General features: G+C 56.6%; 16 protein-coding genes. 8 read left to right on the forward strand and 8 right to left on the reverse strand.

Features of this window, described 5'->3' with window-relative positions; all coding sequences use genetic code 11:
* The first annotated feature begins 102 nt into the window (after positions 1-102).
* Genes rph through ACR0FG_RS17015 form a run of 4 tightly spaced genes read left to right on the forward strand, consistent with a single transcriptional unit; the run spans position 103 to position 2,928 of the window.
* A complete protein-coding gene (gene rph, locus ACR0FG_RS17000) occupies positions 103-816 on the forward strand; it encodes a ribonuclease PH (RefSeq protein ID WP_480498089.1) in 714 nt (237 codons plus the stop codon).
* A complete protein-coding gene (gene rdgB, locus ACR0FG_RS17005) occupies positions 813-1,427 on the forward strand; it encodes an RdgB/HAM1 family non-canonical purine NTP pyrophosphatase (RefSeq protein WP_480894186.1) in 615 nt (204 codons plus the stop codon). Before rph ends, rdgB begins: the two co-directional genes overlap by 4 nt.
* A complete protein-coding gene (hemW, locus tag ACR0FG_RS17010) occupies positions 1,417-2,571 on the forward strand; it encodes a radical SAM family heme chaperone HemW (protein WP_480894187.1) in 1,155 nt (384 codons plus the stop codon). Before rdgB ends, hemW begins: the two co-directional genes overlap by 11 nt.
* Before the next feature lie 3 nt (positions 2,572-2,574).
* Positions 2,575-2,928 carry a YbaN family protein gene (locus ACR0FG_RS17015; RefSeq protein WP_480894188.1) on the forward strand — a complete coding sequence of 118 codons (354 nt, stop codon included), beginning with the start codon at positions 2,575-2,577 and terminating at the stop codon, positions 2,926-2,928.
* Here the strand turns inward: ACR0FG_RS17015 and ACR0FG_RS17020 are convergent.
* The 7 genes from ACR0FG_RS17020 to hemJ all read right to left on the reverse strand — a co-directional run bounded on the left by ACR0FG_RS17020 (position 2,918) and on the right by hemJ (position 10,293).
* On the reverse strand, positions 2,918-3,814 hold the full coding sequence (locus ACR0FG_RS17020) for a ParB/RepB/Spo0J family partition protein (protein ID WP_480894189.1): 897 nt from the start codon (positions 3,812-3,814) through the stop codon (positions 2,918-2,920). The genes ACR0FG_RS17015 and ACR0FG_RS17020 overlap by 11 nt on opposite strands.
* A gap of 21 nt (positions 3,815-3,835) precedes the next feature.
* Positions 3,836-4,636 (reverse strand): AAA family ATPase, encoded by an 801-nt coding sequence (locus ACR0FG_RS17025; RefSeq protein WP_170711194.1) that lies wholly within the window; start codon positions 4,634-4,636, stop codon positions 3,836-3,838.
* On the reverse strand, positions 4,629-5,252 hold the full coding sequence (rsmG, locus tag ACR0FG_RS17030) for a 16S rRNA (guanine(527)-N(7))-methyltransferase RsmG (protein ID WP_480894190.1): 624 nt from the start codon (positions 5,250-5,252) through the stop codon (positions 4,629-4,631). The genes ACR0FG_RS17025 and rsmG overlap by 8 nt, the downstream gene beginning before the upstream one ends.
* Positions 5,249-7,117 (reverse strand): tRNA uridine-5-carboxymethylaminomethyl(34) synthesis enzyme MnmG, encoded by a 1,869-nt coding sequence (gene mnmG / locus ACR0FG_RS17035; RefSeq protein ID WP_480894191.1) that lies wholly within the window; start codon positions 7,115-7,117, stop codon positions 5,249-5,251. The genes rsmG and mnmG overlap by 4 nt, the downstream gene beginning before the upstream one ends.
* A gap of 12 nt (positions 7,118-7,129) precedes the next feature.
* Positions 7,130-8,416, reverse strand: coding sequence for a tRNA uridine-5-carboxymethylaminomethyl(34) synthesis GTPase MnmE (gene mnmE / locus ACR0FG_RS17040; protein ID WP_480894192.1), 1,287 nt, complete (start codon positions 8,414-8,416; stop codon positions 7,130-7,132).
* A 30-nt stretch (positions 8,417-8,446) separates the two neighbouring features.
* Complete coding sequence (gene rho / locus ACR0FG_RS17045; RefSeq protein ID WP_170711190.1) at positions 8,447-9,718, reverse strand: transcription termination factor Rho; 1,272 nt, start codon at positions 9,716-9,718, stop codon at positions 8,447-8,449.
* Positions 9,719-9,843: 125 nt separating this feature from the next.
* Positions 9,844-10,293: a protoporphyrinogen oxidase HemJ gene (hemJ, locus tag ACR0FG_RS17050; RefSeq protein ID WP_480894193.1), complete on the reverse strand. Its 450-nt coding sequence runs from the start codon at positions 10,291-10,293 to the stop codon at positions 9,844-9,846.
* A gap of 405 nt (positions 10,294-10,698) precedes the next feature.
* On the opposite strand from hemJ, the gene ACR0FG_RS17055 reads away from it, so the two are divergent.
* From ACR0FG_RS17055 to dnaQ, 4 genes are read left to right on the forward strand one after another with little or no spacing between them, the layout of a single operon-like run.
* Positions 10,699-11,298: a Maf family protein gene (locus ACR0FG_RS17055; protein WP_480894194.1), complete on the forward strand. Its 600-nt coding sequence runs from the start codon at positions 10,699-10,701 to the stop codon at positions 11,296-11,298.
* Positions 11,295-12,128, forward strand: coding sequence for a shikimate dehydrogenase (locus tag ACR0FG_RS17060; protein WP_480894195.1), 834 nt, complete (start codon positions 11,295-11,297; stop codon positions 12,126-12,128). Before ACR0FG_RS17055 ends, ACR0FG_RS17060 begins: the two co-directional genes overlap by 4 nt.
* Entirely contained in the window at positions 12,125-12,718 is a 594-nt protein-coding gene (coaE, locus tag ACR0FG_RS17065; protein ID WP_480894196.1) for a dephospho-CoA kinase, read from the forward strand. The genes ACR0FG_RS17060 and coaE overlap by 4 nt, the downstream gene beginning before the upstream one ends.
* Positions 12,711-13,430, forward strand: coding sequence for a DNA polymerase III subunit epsilon (gene dnaQ / locus ACR0FG_RS17070; RefSeq protein ID WP_480894197.1), 720 nt, complete (start codon positions 12,711-12,713; stop codon positions 13,428-13,430). Before coaE ends, dnaQ begins: the two co-directional genes overlap by 8 nt.
* 25 nt (positions 13,431-13,455) lie before the next feature.
* Here the strand turns inward: dnaQ and secB are convergent, their stop codons facing one another.
* A complete protein-coding gene (gene secB / locus ACR0FG_RS17075; protein ID WP_170711184.1) occupies positions 13,456-13,956 on the reverse strand; it encodes a protein-export chaperone SecB in 501 nt (166 codons plus the stop codon).
* Between the last annotated feature and the right edge of the window lie 4 nt (positions 13,957-13,960).

The raw sequence follows: 13,960 nt of genomic DNA on the forward strand, positions 1-13,960 counted from the left end.
CCCTGCCGGTGTCATTAAATAGCAGGCACATGAAAGGTCAATCGGGGTTGCATCGTAGCGCCACGGAGCGGTATCCCCAAGCCAGCAAATAAAGGAATGCCCATGCGACCCTCAGGACGTAATCTAGACGAAATGCGCGCTGTTTCCATCGAGACAGGTTTCACCAAACATGCCGAAGGGTCTTGCCTGATCAAGATGGGCGACACCCATGTGCTGTGCACTGCAACGATCGAGGACCGCGTGCCGCCCTTCATCAAAGGCTCGGGTCTGGGCTGGGTCACTGCCGAATATGGAATGCTGCCGCGCGCGACCAATACCCGGATGCGGCGCGAGGCCGCCAGTGGCAAGCAAGGCGGTCGCACTGTCGAAATCCAACGCCTGATCGGTCGTGCCCTCAGGGCCGGCGTTGATCGGGTCGCTTTGGGCGAACGACAGATCACCGTCGACTGCGATGTCATTCAGGCCGATGGCGGCACACGCTGCGCCTCGATCACCGGCGGCTGGGTCGCGCTGCGTCTGGCGGTGAACAAGCTGATGAAAGCGGGTGACGTGATCTCGGACCCGCTGGTCGATCCGGTCGCCGCCGTATCCTGTGGCATCTACGCGGGCCAGCCGGTGCTGGATCTGGATTACCCCGAAGACAGCGAGGCCGGTGTGGATGGCAATTTCATCATGACCGGCTCGGGCAAGCTGATCGAAGTGCAGATGAGCGCCGAAGGTTCAGTCTTTAGCCGCGCGCAGATGGACCAACTGATGGATCTGGCGGAAAAAGGCGTCGGTGAACTGGCCGCGGCCCAGAAAGCCGCCACCGCATGACCCGCAAGTTTGATGGCGACCGGCTGCTGGTCGCCACCCATAACAAAGGTAAGCTGGAAGAGGTCGCGCATCTGCTCGAACCTTTTGGTGTGACCGTGGTGGGCGCGGGCGACATGAACCTGCCCGAGCCCGAAGAAACCGAGGATACCTTTGTCGGCAACGCCCGGATCAAGGCCCACGCCGCCGCGCAAGCAACCGGCCTGCCTGCCCTGTCTGATGATTCCGGCATCACCATCGACGCGCTGGACGGTGCGCCCGGTGTCTACACCGCTGACTGGGCTGAAACCGGGAATGGCCGTGATTTCCTGATGGCCATGACCCGCGCGCATACTGAGCTTGAGGCGAAAAACGCCCCCCACCCCCGCACCGCGCAATTCCGCAGCACGCTTGTGCTGGCCTGGCCCGACGGTCATGACGAAGTGTTCGAGGGCATCGCCCCCGGCCATCTGGTCTGGCCGATCCGGGGCGAAGGCGGGTTCGGCTATGACCCGATGTTTGTCCCCGAGGGCCACGACATTACCTTTGCGGAAATGGATCGCTGGGAAAAGAACAAGATCAGCCATCGCGGCCGCGCGGTGGAGATGTTCGTGAAGGGCTGCTTTGGCGGATGATTGGCGCAACGGGGGCTTTGGCCTGTATGTGCATTGGCCCTTTTGCGAGGCCAAGTGCCCCTATTGCGATTTCAACAGCCATGTTTCGCGAAATATAGATCAAAAACAATGGCTTGACGCGTATCTGAACGAACTGCAACGCTCGGCCACGGAAACCCCTGACCGGGTTTTGAACACCATCTTTTTCGGCGGCGGCACGCCCTCGCTGATGGACCCGAACACTGTCGCTGCCGTCGTTGACACGGCCCGCGCACTGTGGCGCCCCGCGAATGATATGGAAATTACGCTGGAGGCCAATCCCGGCTCGGTCGAGGCTGGTCGTTTTGCTGCCTATCGCGACGCGGGTGTGAACCGTATCTCGATGGGTGTGCAGGCTTTGAACGATGACGACCTGCGCCGTCTGGGCCGCATCCATTCGGTTGCCGAGGCGCGCGCAGCCTTCGACATTGCACGCAGCTGCTTCGACCGGGTCAGCTTTGACCTCATCTATGCCCGTCAGCATCAGACGTTGAGCGACTGGCGCGCGGAACTGACCGAGGCGCTGTCCATGGCCGTCGATCACCTGTCGCTCTACCAACTGACCATCGAGGAAGGCACCGCCTTCGGTGACCGCTATGCTGTCGGCAAGCTGCGCGGCCTGCCCGAAGACGACAACGCCGCCGACATGTATCTGGCGACGCAGGAGATTTGCGAAAGCCACGGGATGCCCGCCTATGAGGTTTCAAATCACGCCCGGCACGGCGCGGAATCGCAGCACAATCTGATCTATTGGCGTTATGGGGACTATGTCGGCATCGGCCCCGGCGCACATGGTCGGATCACCATTAATGGGCAAAAGTGGGCGACAGAGACCTTTCTGTCCCCCAATGCTTGGTTAACGTCCGTGGAAACCGGCAGTGGCGAAAAAACCCGCGCCGCTCTGAAACCGCAAGATCAGGCGAATGAATACCTTATGATGGGTCTTCGTGTTTCTGAGGGGCTAAATATAGATCGATTTAATGCGCTGTCCGAGACGCCCCTATCCACCAAGGTGATTGACGATCTGATCAGCTATGGCATGGTTGCGCGTTGTGACAATCGCCTGATCGCCACCAAAGACGGTCGTGCAGTGTTGAACGCCGTGATCCGGGAATTGCTGGGGTAATCGATGCAATATCTCTGGGCAGGGCTGGGAATACTATGCGTGGCGCTCGCCTTTGTCGGGATCGTCCTGCCTCTGTTGCCGACCGTTCCGTTTCTGCTGCTTGCCGCATTTTTCTTCGCGCGGTCATCCTCGCGACTGCACAACTGGCTGATCACGCACCGTACATTTGGACCGATGATCCTGGACTGGCAGAACTCGGGCGCGATCCGACCTGCCGCAAAAAAGGCGGCAACCGTTTCAGTTGCCGTCGTGTTTGGATTGTCTGTTGTGCTATCGCTGCCGTCTCATGTTCTGATCATTCAAGCAATCACGTTGGGCTGCGTCATGATCTTTATCTGGACACGCCCTAACGGCTGAGCTTGGCGCAGAGATCATCCAGCTGATCCAGATTTTCATAGGTCAGAACCACCTGCCCGGTCTCACTGCCAGGCTTGTGATTGATTGAGACTTTCATGGCCAAAATCGCCGACAGATCCTTTTCCAAGGCGCGGGTGTCAGCGTCCTTGCCAGCATTCAGATTTCTGGATTTCGGAGCCGGGTGATCTCCGGCGGGTTGGTTCTGCTTTTTGACAAGGTTCTCGGTGGCTCGCACCGACAAGCCATCGCGTACGACCTGTTTCGCGAGCTCTGACGGGTTTTCTGCCGTGATCAGCGCCCGTGCATGACCAGCAGAAAGTTTTCCTTCTATAACAAGGGTTTGAACGTCCATCGGCAGAGAAAGCAGGCGCATCAAATTGGCGATATGACTGCGGCTTTTGCCCAATGCCGCTGACAATTTCTCTTGCGTATGGCCAAAACGCTCCATCAATTGCCTGTATCCGGCAGCCTCTTCCACCGCGTTCAGGTCGGCGCGCTGAATGTTTTCGATGATCGCAACTTCGAGAACTTCGGTATCGTCGAATTCCCGCACGATAACCGGGATATCATGCAGCTGCACCATTTGCGCAGCACGCCAGCGTCGTTCTCCGGCTACGATTTCGTACTCACCGCCCGGAATGGCACGAACGATCAGAGGCTGAATGATGCCCTTTTCCTTGACCGAGGATGCAAGCTCATCCAATTGATCCTGCGAAAAGGTCCGGCGTGGCTGGTTCGGGTTGGCACGCAGTTTTTCGATCGGGACCGTCATATCAGGGCGCCGCGGTTCGGATGCGATACGCCCGTCACTTTCGGGCGTAACATCTGCCATCAGAGCAGATAATCCACGCCCCAACCCCCGAGGTTTGCTTTTTCTGACGCTCATATCGCCCTCCTGTCGGCCGCTTTAGGCGGCTACTTTGTTTTTGTAGATGACTTCCCGCGCCAAATGCCGGTACGCCATCGCCCCCAATGATCCTGAATCATACTGCAAGACAGGAAGCGCATAGGATGGTGCTTCGCTGACCCGGACATTTCTGGGTATCTTGGTTTTAAATACCATCTCACCCAGATTGTCACGCGCATCCTTTTCGACCTGACGGGACAAGTTGTTGCGGTTGTCATACATCGTCAACACAACACCTTCGATTCTCAGGTCCGGATTCGCTGTCTGACGCACCTCGCGGATGGTCAACATCAACTGCGACAACCCTTCGAGCGCGAAAAACTCGCTTTGCAACGGGACCAGCACCGAGTGGGCAGCGACCATCGCATTCACTGTCAGCAAGTTCAGCGAAGGCGGGCAATCGATCAGCACAAAATCCAGATTGAAGGCATCAATGGCCGTCTGCCGCAAAGCGTCATGCAACAGATAACTGCGCTTTTCATTCGAGATCAGCTCAATGTCTGCCGAACTCAGATCCACCGTGGCGGGTACGACAAGCAGATTTTCTATCTCGGAGTCCTGCACAACAGCCTCAAGCGGCGCGTCATCCAAAAGCAAATCATAGGTCGTCCAGTCCCGATCTTCGACACCCAACCCGGTTGAAGCGTTGCCTTGTGGGTCCAGATCAACAACCAGAACCCTGCATCCGGCCTCGGCAAGGCCTGCGGCCAAGTTGATCGCTGTCGTGGTCTTCCCCACCCCACCTTTTTGATTGGCTACCGCAATTATCCGGGGCCCGGCAGGACGAGACAGATCAACCACGAGTAACTCCTTTAACCTTCAGGATAACGGCTTTGGGTTCAGTTAAACTTGTAATCGGCTCTGCCTGAAAATTCCAACCCTCCCGGGCATCGGAAAGCTCTTTTTTCCAATTCTCGCCTTTCGGCAACAAGGCCACGCCAGACTTGTCTAAATGTCTGTCACAAAAAGAAATAAGCGTCGTCAGATCCGCCAGCGCCCGAGCTGATAATATGTCGGCATTTAGCGGATCAATTGCCTCAATCCGTTTGGAAATTACTGTGCACTTCGCATTGCATTCGCGCGCAACCGTTCTTAGGAAGGCGGATTTTCGTTGATCGCTTTCCACCAGCGTGAACCGGGTATTTGGAGATTCTTCAATCGCCATGATGGCGCAAACCAGCCCCGGAAAGCCGCCCCCGCTACCCAGATCCACCCAATGATCCGCATGTTCCGAACATCGAAATACCTGCACGGAATCCAGAATATGACGCGTCCATAGTTCGGTCAGGCTGTTTCGGGAAACAAGGTTTATCCGGGGATTCCAGCGGGCGACCAGATCTGCATATCTAGACAGCCTTTCAAATGTTTCACGTGAAACATTCATATCCCTCAGTTCTGGGCTGACGTTCACGCTCATGCTTTGCGTGCTTTCTGTCCACGCCGCAATTTGGCCAGCACCAACGTCAACGCAGCCGGAGTCACACCTTCCACCCTGCTGGCCTGCGCAATATTTTCAGGCTGTGCCTTCGAGAGTTTTTGCTTCATCTCTGTCGACAGGCCATCCAGCGCAAAATAGTCGAAATCCCGCGGAATCTGATGCGCCTCATCCCGTTTCATCGCTTCAACGTCTCTATTCTGGCGCTCAATATAGTTGGCGTACAAAGCATCCCGTTCGATCTGGCGACGGATTTCGGGTTCGGTTGCTTCGAGATTGGGAACAAGAGGGACAATGTCCTCAAAACTCACATCCGGAAACGCAAGAACATCCATGCCATTCCGGCGGTTGCCATCCTGATTGATGTTTATCCCGGCTGCTCGAATTTCTTTCGGCGTAAAGGAGTCATGCGTCAGGTTGGACTTCGCATCGGACAGCTTTTCCATTTTTTCTTCGAAAACCGCACGCCTGGGATCACCTACACATCCCAATCCGATCCCAATCGATGTCAGACGCTGATCGGCGTTATCGGCGCGCAGAGACAGGCGAAATTCTGCGCGCGAGGTAAACATCCTGTAGGGTTCGATCACCCCGCGGGTTGTCAAATCGTCAACCATCACGCCGATATAGCTGTCCGAGCGTGTAAAATGGTGTGGATCACGGCCTTGGCTTGCAAGGGCTGCGTTTAACCCGGCCACAAGCCCTTGTGCAGCCGCTTCCTCATATCCCGTGGTTCCGTTGATTTGACCGGCCAGATACAGGCCTGGGATATCCGGCACAGACAAGGATGCTGTCAGAACACGCGGATCGACGTAGTCATATTCGATGGCATAGCCCGGTTGAAGGATTTCGGCATCCTCCAGGCCTTTGATCGAATGGACATAGTCCTGTTGAACATCCTCGGGCAACGATGTGGAAATCCCGTTGGGATAGACCGTGTGATCATTGACGCCCTCCGGCTCCAGAAATATCTGGTGAGAGTCTTTGTCAGCAAACCGCACGATCTTGTCTTCGATCGACGGGCAATATCGGGGGCCGACGCCGTCTATATGCCCGCCATACATCGCTGATCTTGAAAGATTTTCGGCGATGATCTCATGGGTTCGCGCGTTCGTATGCGTAATCCCGCAGGCAATCTGCGGCGCCGTCACCTGCTTTGAAAAGAATGAAAACAGTGTGGGCTCATCGTCGCCATCCTGCCGCTCCAGGCTGTCCCAATCGATTGTGCGTCCATCCAGACGCGGCGGTGTACCGGTTTTCAGACGCGCCATAGGCAGGTCAAACCCATCCAACCGCTCAGCCAATTTTACGGACGGGCGATCGCCCATGCGGCCGCCGGGGCGCGAAACGTCACCGATATGAATGACGCCACGCAGAAACGTACCAGAGGTCAGGATAACAGTTTGCGACGGAACCTCAGATCCATCTGCAAGCGTAACCCCACCGACACGCTGACCATCCATCAGGAAATCAACCACCTCGCCTTCGATCACGGACAGGTTCGGTTGCCTTTGCGTTTCTATCAGCATCGCGGCCCGATACAGGGCGCGGTCGGCTTGCGCCCTGGGGCCCTGAACTGCAGGCCCTTTACGCCGGTTCAACAGCCGGAATTGAATTCCAGCCTGATCCGCGACACGGCCCATGACGCCGTCCATCGCATCGATCTCGCGAACCAGATGCCCTTTACCCAATCCGCCGATTGCCGGGTTGCATGACATAACCCCGATATCGCGTTCAGACAGCGTGACCAAGGCCGTGACCGCGCCCATCCGCGCGGCGGCATGGGCTGCTTCGGTTCCGGCATGTCCAGCACCTATGACCAGGACATCAAACTTTGAATGTTTCACGTGAAACACTCCTTACTTCCCCAGACAGAAACTGGAGAAAATCTCATCCAGCAATGTCTCAACATCTATTCGACCAACTAGAGATTCCAGGGCCCGAATGGCCGTCCGCAACTCTTCCGCTGCGATATCATACATATCCGGACCTGATTCCAGAACCGATTGCGCTGCCGTCAAAGCCTCGATCGCTTTGGTCATGGCAATCCGGTGGCGTTCACGCGTCGCGATACCATGGCTTGTGGTTCTTTGGGTCAGCACACGCGATATGTTGGATATTAGCTGTTCAATCCCCTGCCCTGTCTTACCCGAAATCCCATTTTGCACATCGGGGTTAAGGTCGGCTTTTGGAGTGACCCGAATATCGTCATCCTGAATGTTCACACCCAGCTCATCGGGGGTTTCTGACAGGAATACGCGCAGATCCGCCGCCTCTGCCCGCTTTCGCGCCAGTTCAACGCCCAGGCTTTCGACGTGATCATCCGTATCGCGCAAACCGGCTGTATCCAGCAACGTGACCGGCAACCCAGCCAGATCCATCCGAACCTCTATCACATCGCGAGTTGTCCCGGCATGGTCTGATGTTATCGCCGCCTCTCTTCCGGCCAGAGCGTTCAGCAAGGTCGACTTGCCTGCGTTTGGCAGGCCGACAATGGCAACTTCGAAGCCGTTGCGAATACGTTCGGCAATCTGCACGCCCTGCGCCTCTTTCTTCAGATCGGTTATCACACCGGACATAAGCGCACGTACCTCTGGCGTCACGTCGGTTGGAACCTCTTCGTCGGCAAAGTCGATCACCGCCTCTAGCAATGCCGCCGCGCGGATCAGGTTGCGCCGCCAGTTTTCGACCAATGATCCCAAGGCACCTGTTAAAACGGTCTGAGCCTGCTTGCGCTGCGCCTCGGTTTCGGCATCGATCAGATCGGCCAGAGCTTCGACCTGGGTCAGGTCCATCTTGCCGTTTTCCAACGCCCGCCGCGTGAATTCCCCGGGTTCCGCCAATCGCAAACCATCGGTGTCAGACAAACATCGAAGCACCGCATCAACCGACGCCGTGCTGCCATGTATCTGCAACTCAGCAACATCCTCACCGGTAAAACTGGCCGGCGCGGCAAATGTCAGAACCAGTCCGTCATCCAGCCGCGCACCATCTGCATCGCGCAGCGTGCACAATGCCATGCCCCGCTTGGCCAGGTCTTTTCGGGCCAAGGCTGAGGCTGCAGAATGCGCCATAGGGCCAGAGAGGCGGATGACCGCCACCCCTGCTTTGCCCTGTGCGCTGGCCAAGGCGAATATCGTATCCATTCGAAGGCCTCGCGTCAGTTAAGACCTGTGTCAGGTGTTCATCGAATCGAAGAACTCGCCATTTGTCTTGGTCTGTTTCAACTTCGACAACAGGAACTCAATGGCGTCGGTCGTGCCCATCGGGTTGAGGATACGACGCAGTACGAATGTCTTGGCCAGATCGCCCTTGTCGACCAGCAGGTCCTCTTTCCGGGTACCGGATTTGAGGATGTCGATGGCAGGGAACACGCGCTTGTCTGCAATCTTGCGATCCAGAACGATTTCCGAGTTACCGGTACCTTTGAATTCTTCGAAGATCACTTCGTCCATCCGGCTGCCGGTATCGATCAGCGCGGTCGCGATGATGGTCAGCGATCCACCCTCTTCGATATTCCGAGCCGCACCAAAGAAACGCTTGGGTCGTTGCAGCGCGTTTGCGTCCACACCACCAGTCAGAACTTTACCCGAAGATGGGACGACAGTGTTAAAGGCCCTACCAAGTCTTGTGATCGAGTCCAGAAGAATAACAACATCTCGTTTATGTTCGACCAAACGCTTGGCTTTTTCGATCACCATTTCAGACACGGCCACGTGGCGCGTGGCGGGTTCGTCAAAGGTCGAGGACACAACCTCACCTTTCACCGAGCGCTGCATGTCCGTCACCTCTTCCGGGCGCTCGTCGATCAGCAGGACGATCAGGTAACACTCGGGGTGGTTCTGTTCGATCGAATGCGCGATGTTCTGCAGGATCACGGTTTTACCGGTCCGCGGCGGCGCGACGATCAGCGACCGCTGACCTTTACCAATGGGCGAGACAAGGTCGATCACACGGGCCGACTTGTCCTTGATGGTGGGATCTTCGATTTCCATCTTCAGACGCTCATCGGGGTACAGCGGCGTCAGGTTGTCGAACAGGATTTTGTGCTTGGCCTTTTCGGGATCTTCAAAGTTGATCTTTGTGACCTTTGTCAGCGCAAAGTAACGCTCATTGTCGTCGGGCGCTTTGATCTCACCTTCAACCGTATCGCCGGTGCGCAGCGAGTGCTGGCGGATCATGTCGGGTGAGACATAGATGTCATCCGGACCGGGCAGATAGTTCGCCTCGGGCGAGCGCAGAAAGCCAAAGCCATCCTGCAGCACCTCAAGCACACCGTCGCCACCGACGGTCCAGCCCTCATCGGCGCGTTCGCGCAGAATCTGGAACATCATCTCGCCCTTGCGCATGGTCGAGGCGTTTTCGATTTCCAGATCTTCGGCCATCGCCAAAAGGTCTTTGGGGCTTTTGGCCTTGAGATCGGCCAGATTCAGGGATTCGGTTGTCATGATGATACGGACCTCGGCCGCGATGCGTGCGGCGCGTTGCAGATTTTGAACTTGGAAAATACTTCACCCGGACGGGCGCGTTGATCCCTACATAAGCGCGGCAGACATCGGAGTCAAACCACGCCTCAGAACTTCAGAACAACCGCCAGAACGATGATGACCATCAAAACGGTCGGTACCTCGTTCATCAGGCGATACTGCCGCCCTGTGAGCTTATTTCGTCCCTCTGCCAGATCCCTGCGTCGGGCCATCAGCCAGTGATGAAACCATGTCATGCCGATCACGGCAGCACCTTTGACCCAAGGCCAGGTCCAATCCCATCCGACGATGCCCGGTGTGAACACCATGATTAGCCCGCACGCCCATGTCACGATCATCGCCGGGCGCATGATCACGCGTAACAGCTTTTCTTCCATTTCAAAGAATATTTGCTGTGCCCCGTCGACAGACTGGGCCTTTTCGACGTGATATACAAATAACCGGGGCAGGTAAAACAACCCCGCCATCCAAGCGATGACAGCCATGATGTGCAGCGACTTCACCCAAGGGTAAATGGTGAAAAGAAAATCAGTCATTCCGGCTCCGGCGCTTTGGTCAGGTCTTCCCTAATAAAAAAATAAGAAAAGAAAAAGGATGATGGTTTTGTAGGGTGAGCAAAAACCGTGGATTACTTTTTTACTCAGGGCTTTTCCCCAAGTGGAAAAGCGATCTTCCGAAGAACGCCAATACTGGCACGAGTTATAAAAATATAATTTAAACAATGGTTTATAATGTTTCAATGACAGGAAATCTGGGGATAACATTTTGGGTAAGTCCGGACAGATGGGTTATCCCCCCTCGCAGACTTATCCTTATGCATTCAGGATCGATGTCGAACGACTCGCAGAAGATTTTCGCGAAATTCCCGGGCTTGCGTGTCAACCGGAAAACCATACAAACCATCCTAGAACGCTCAACGATTTGCTCAGGGGGTTTTCCACATGTCTGTCCCCATCATCCTTGCCTCGGGGTCATCGATCCGCGCGCAGCTGCTCACGAATGCGGGCGTGCCGTTTACGGTTCAGACCGCGCGTGTCGATGAAGACACCGCCAAACGCGCTCTGTTGGCCGAGAGTGCGACGCCCCGTGATATTGCCGACACGCTGGCCGAGATGAAAGCCCGCAAGGTCAGTGACAAGATGCCCGGTGCGATGGTGTTGGGTTGTGATCAGGTGCTGGATTTCGAGGGTCATCTGCTGTCCAAGCCACAGACGCCCGAGGATGCGCTGGCGCAGTTGAAGATGATGCGTGGCAAGCGGCATATGCTGCTATCGGCCGCCGTGATCTATCAGGATGGTGAGCCGATCTGGCGTCATGTCGGGCAAGTCCGGTTGCGGATGCGTGCTAGCTCGGACGCCTATCTGCGTGATTACATCGCCCGTAACTGGGATAGTCTCCGTCAAGCGGTGGGGGCTTATAAGCTTGAAGAAGAAGGCGTTCGCCTTTTTGCTGCCATCGAAGGCGATTACTTTAATGTCCTGGGGCTGCCTCTGTTAGAGCTGCTGAATTATCTGGCTGTGAAAGGTGTAATCGATCAATGACGGACCATTCTATCCCGCTGGCTGGGGTCATCGGGCATCCCGTGGCGCATTCTCGTTCGCCTAAGCTGCATGGGCATTGGCTGAAAAAGCACGGTTTGTCAGGATATTACGTGCCCATGGATGTAGCACCTGCCGAATTCGAAGGCGTGATACGGACCCTGCCAAAGGCTGGCTTTGTCGGGGCCAATGTCACGATTCCGCATAAAGAGGCCGCGCTGCGTCTGGCGGATCATGTGTCAGATCGTGCGTCGGTCATTGGGGCTGCGAATACGCTGGTGTTTCGCGAAGATGGCGCGATCCATGCGGACAACACCGACGGCTATGGGTTTATGGAGAACCTGCGTGCCGGTGCCCCGGATTGGGTACCGCCGGATGGTCCGGCGGTTGTATTCGGTGCAGGCGGCGCGGCGCGCGCCGTTCTGTGGGCGCTGGCCGATGCAGGCGTACCCGAGATTCTGCTGACCAACCGTACCCGTGCGCGCGCCGATCACCTGAAGGAAGAATTTGGTCAGCGTATCACCGTAGTCGATTGGGTGCAGGCCGGGAACGTGATCGAAAATGCCGAGCTTGTGATCAACACAACGTCTCTGGGGATGCAGGGGCAGCCGGAACTGCGCGTGCCGCTAGACGGATTGCAACCGGGAACGGTGGTAACGGATCTGGTCTATGCACCTTTGAAAACCCGCCTTTTGCAACAGGCCGAAGATGCGGGATGCACGACGGTCGATGGATTGGGCATGTTGCTGCATCAGGCGGTGCCGGGGTTTGAGCGTTGGTTTGGCCTGCGACCCGAAGTTGACGCGGAAACACGCGCGGCGGCATTGGCATGAGCTTTGCGCTGGGTCTGACCGGGTCTATCGGTATGGGCAAAAGCACCACGGCGCAGATGTTCGTCGACGAAGGCTGCGCGCTGTGGGATGCGGACGCTGCCGTTCATCGGCTTTATGCCGCTGGTGGTGATGCGGTCGATCCAATCCGGGCTGTGTTTCCCGAGGCTGTCCTTGACGGGGTCGTCAGTCGTGAGGTGTTGAAACGGATTATTTCAGATGATCCAACGGCTTTGAAAGCAATTGAACGCATTGTTCATCCCTTGGTCGCACAGGACCGCGCGGCTTTCCGGGAACGTGCCACAGCGGATATTCTGGTTTTCGACATTCCCTTGCTGTTTGAAACCGGCGGAGATGCCACGATGGACGCCGTGGCCTGCGTATCGATACCTTCGGACGAGCAAAAGCGCCGTGTTCTGGAACGCGGCACCATGACCGAGGCTCAGTTCGAACAAATCCGTGCAAAACAGATGCCAAATGACCAGAAATGCGCGCGGTCGAACTATGTGATCGTCACAGATACGCTGGACCACGCCCGCGCGCAGGTGCAGGATGTGGTCAGGCAGATACGGGCGGGACTGGCAGATGCGTGAAATTGTACTCGATACCGAAACCACGGGGTTTGATCCCGAAAGCGGGGATCGAATTGTCGAAATTGGCGCGGTTGAGCTGTGGAACCATGTGGCCACGGGTGAGACGTATCACGTCTATATCAACCCCGAACGGTCGATGCCTGAAGAGGCGTTTGGCGTGCATGGTATTGGCCCGGACCTGCTGGAAGCACCGCGCCCGCCCGAAAAGGGCGAGGTGACGCTGAAGGACAAACCCGTGTTTGCCAATGTGGGACAGGGGTTTCTTGATTTCGTGCGGGATTCCAAGCTGGTGATCCACAACGCATCCTTTGACATGAAATTCCTGAATGCCGAGCTGAAATGGATGGGTCTGCCGCAGCTTCCGATGGATCAGGCGCTGGATACGCTGGCAATTGCGCGCAAACGGTTTCCCGGCTCACCCGCATCACTTGATGCGCTGTGTCGGCGGTTCAATATCGACAACTCGGACCGGACATTGCACGGGGCCTTGCTGGACTCGGAAATACTGGCCGAGGTTTATCTTGAGCTGATTGGCGGGCGGCAGCCCGATTTCGGCTTGTCTACATCTGCGTCCTCGGGGGCAGGGCAGGATGATTGGCGCGCAACCGCACGACCGACGCCGCTGGCGTCAAAGATCACCGAAGATGAGCGCGCAGCGCACAAGGCTTTTGTGGAAAAGCTGGGCGAAAACGCCCTGTGGACCCGCGCCTGAGCGTTGCCCGGCGCGGGTCTGAAAATCAGGCTTCGGTCTTTTGCGCCTGTGCCGCCTGACGACGGGCCAACTCGTTCCGGTACAGCGCAACAAAGTCGATATTGTCCAGATTGACCGGCGGATAGCCACCGTCACGGGTGATGTCGCTGACGATGCGGCGCAGGAACGGGAACAACATGCGCGGGCATTCGATCAGAAGGAACGGGTGCATCTGATCTTCGGGCACACCTTCCACGTGGAACAGGCCGCAATAGTCGATCTCGCACAGGAACAGAACGTCCTCCATGCCTTTTGCCTTGGAGGTCAGCTTCAGCTTGATCGAAACTTCATACTGATGGTCGGGCGCGCGTTTCTTGGCGTCAAGATTGACCTGCACGTTGATCTCGGGTTGCACTTCGCCCGATACGCCTTTTTGCGCCATCACGTTTTCAAAGGACATATCCCGGATGAACTGACCCAGAACACGCATCTGGACCTGAGGGGCGGCCTGTGCCGCGGTGTTTTCTTTGGCGTCTTCTTCGGCCATGGAA

This window comes from Ruegeria sp. E1, from assembly GCF_056534225.1.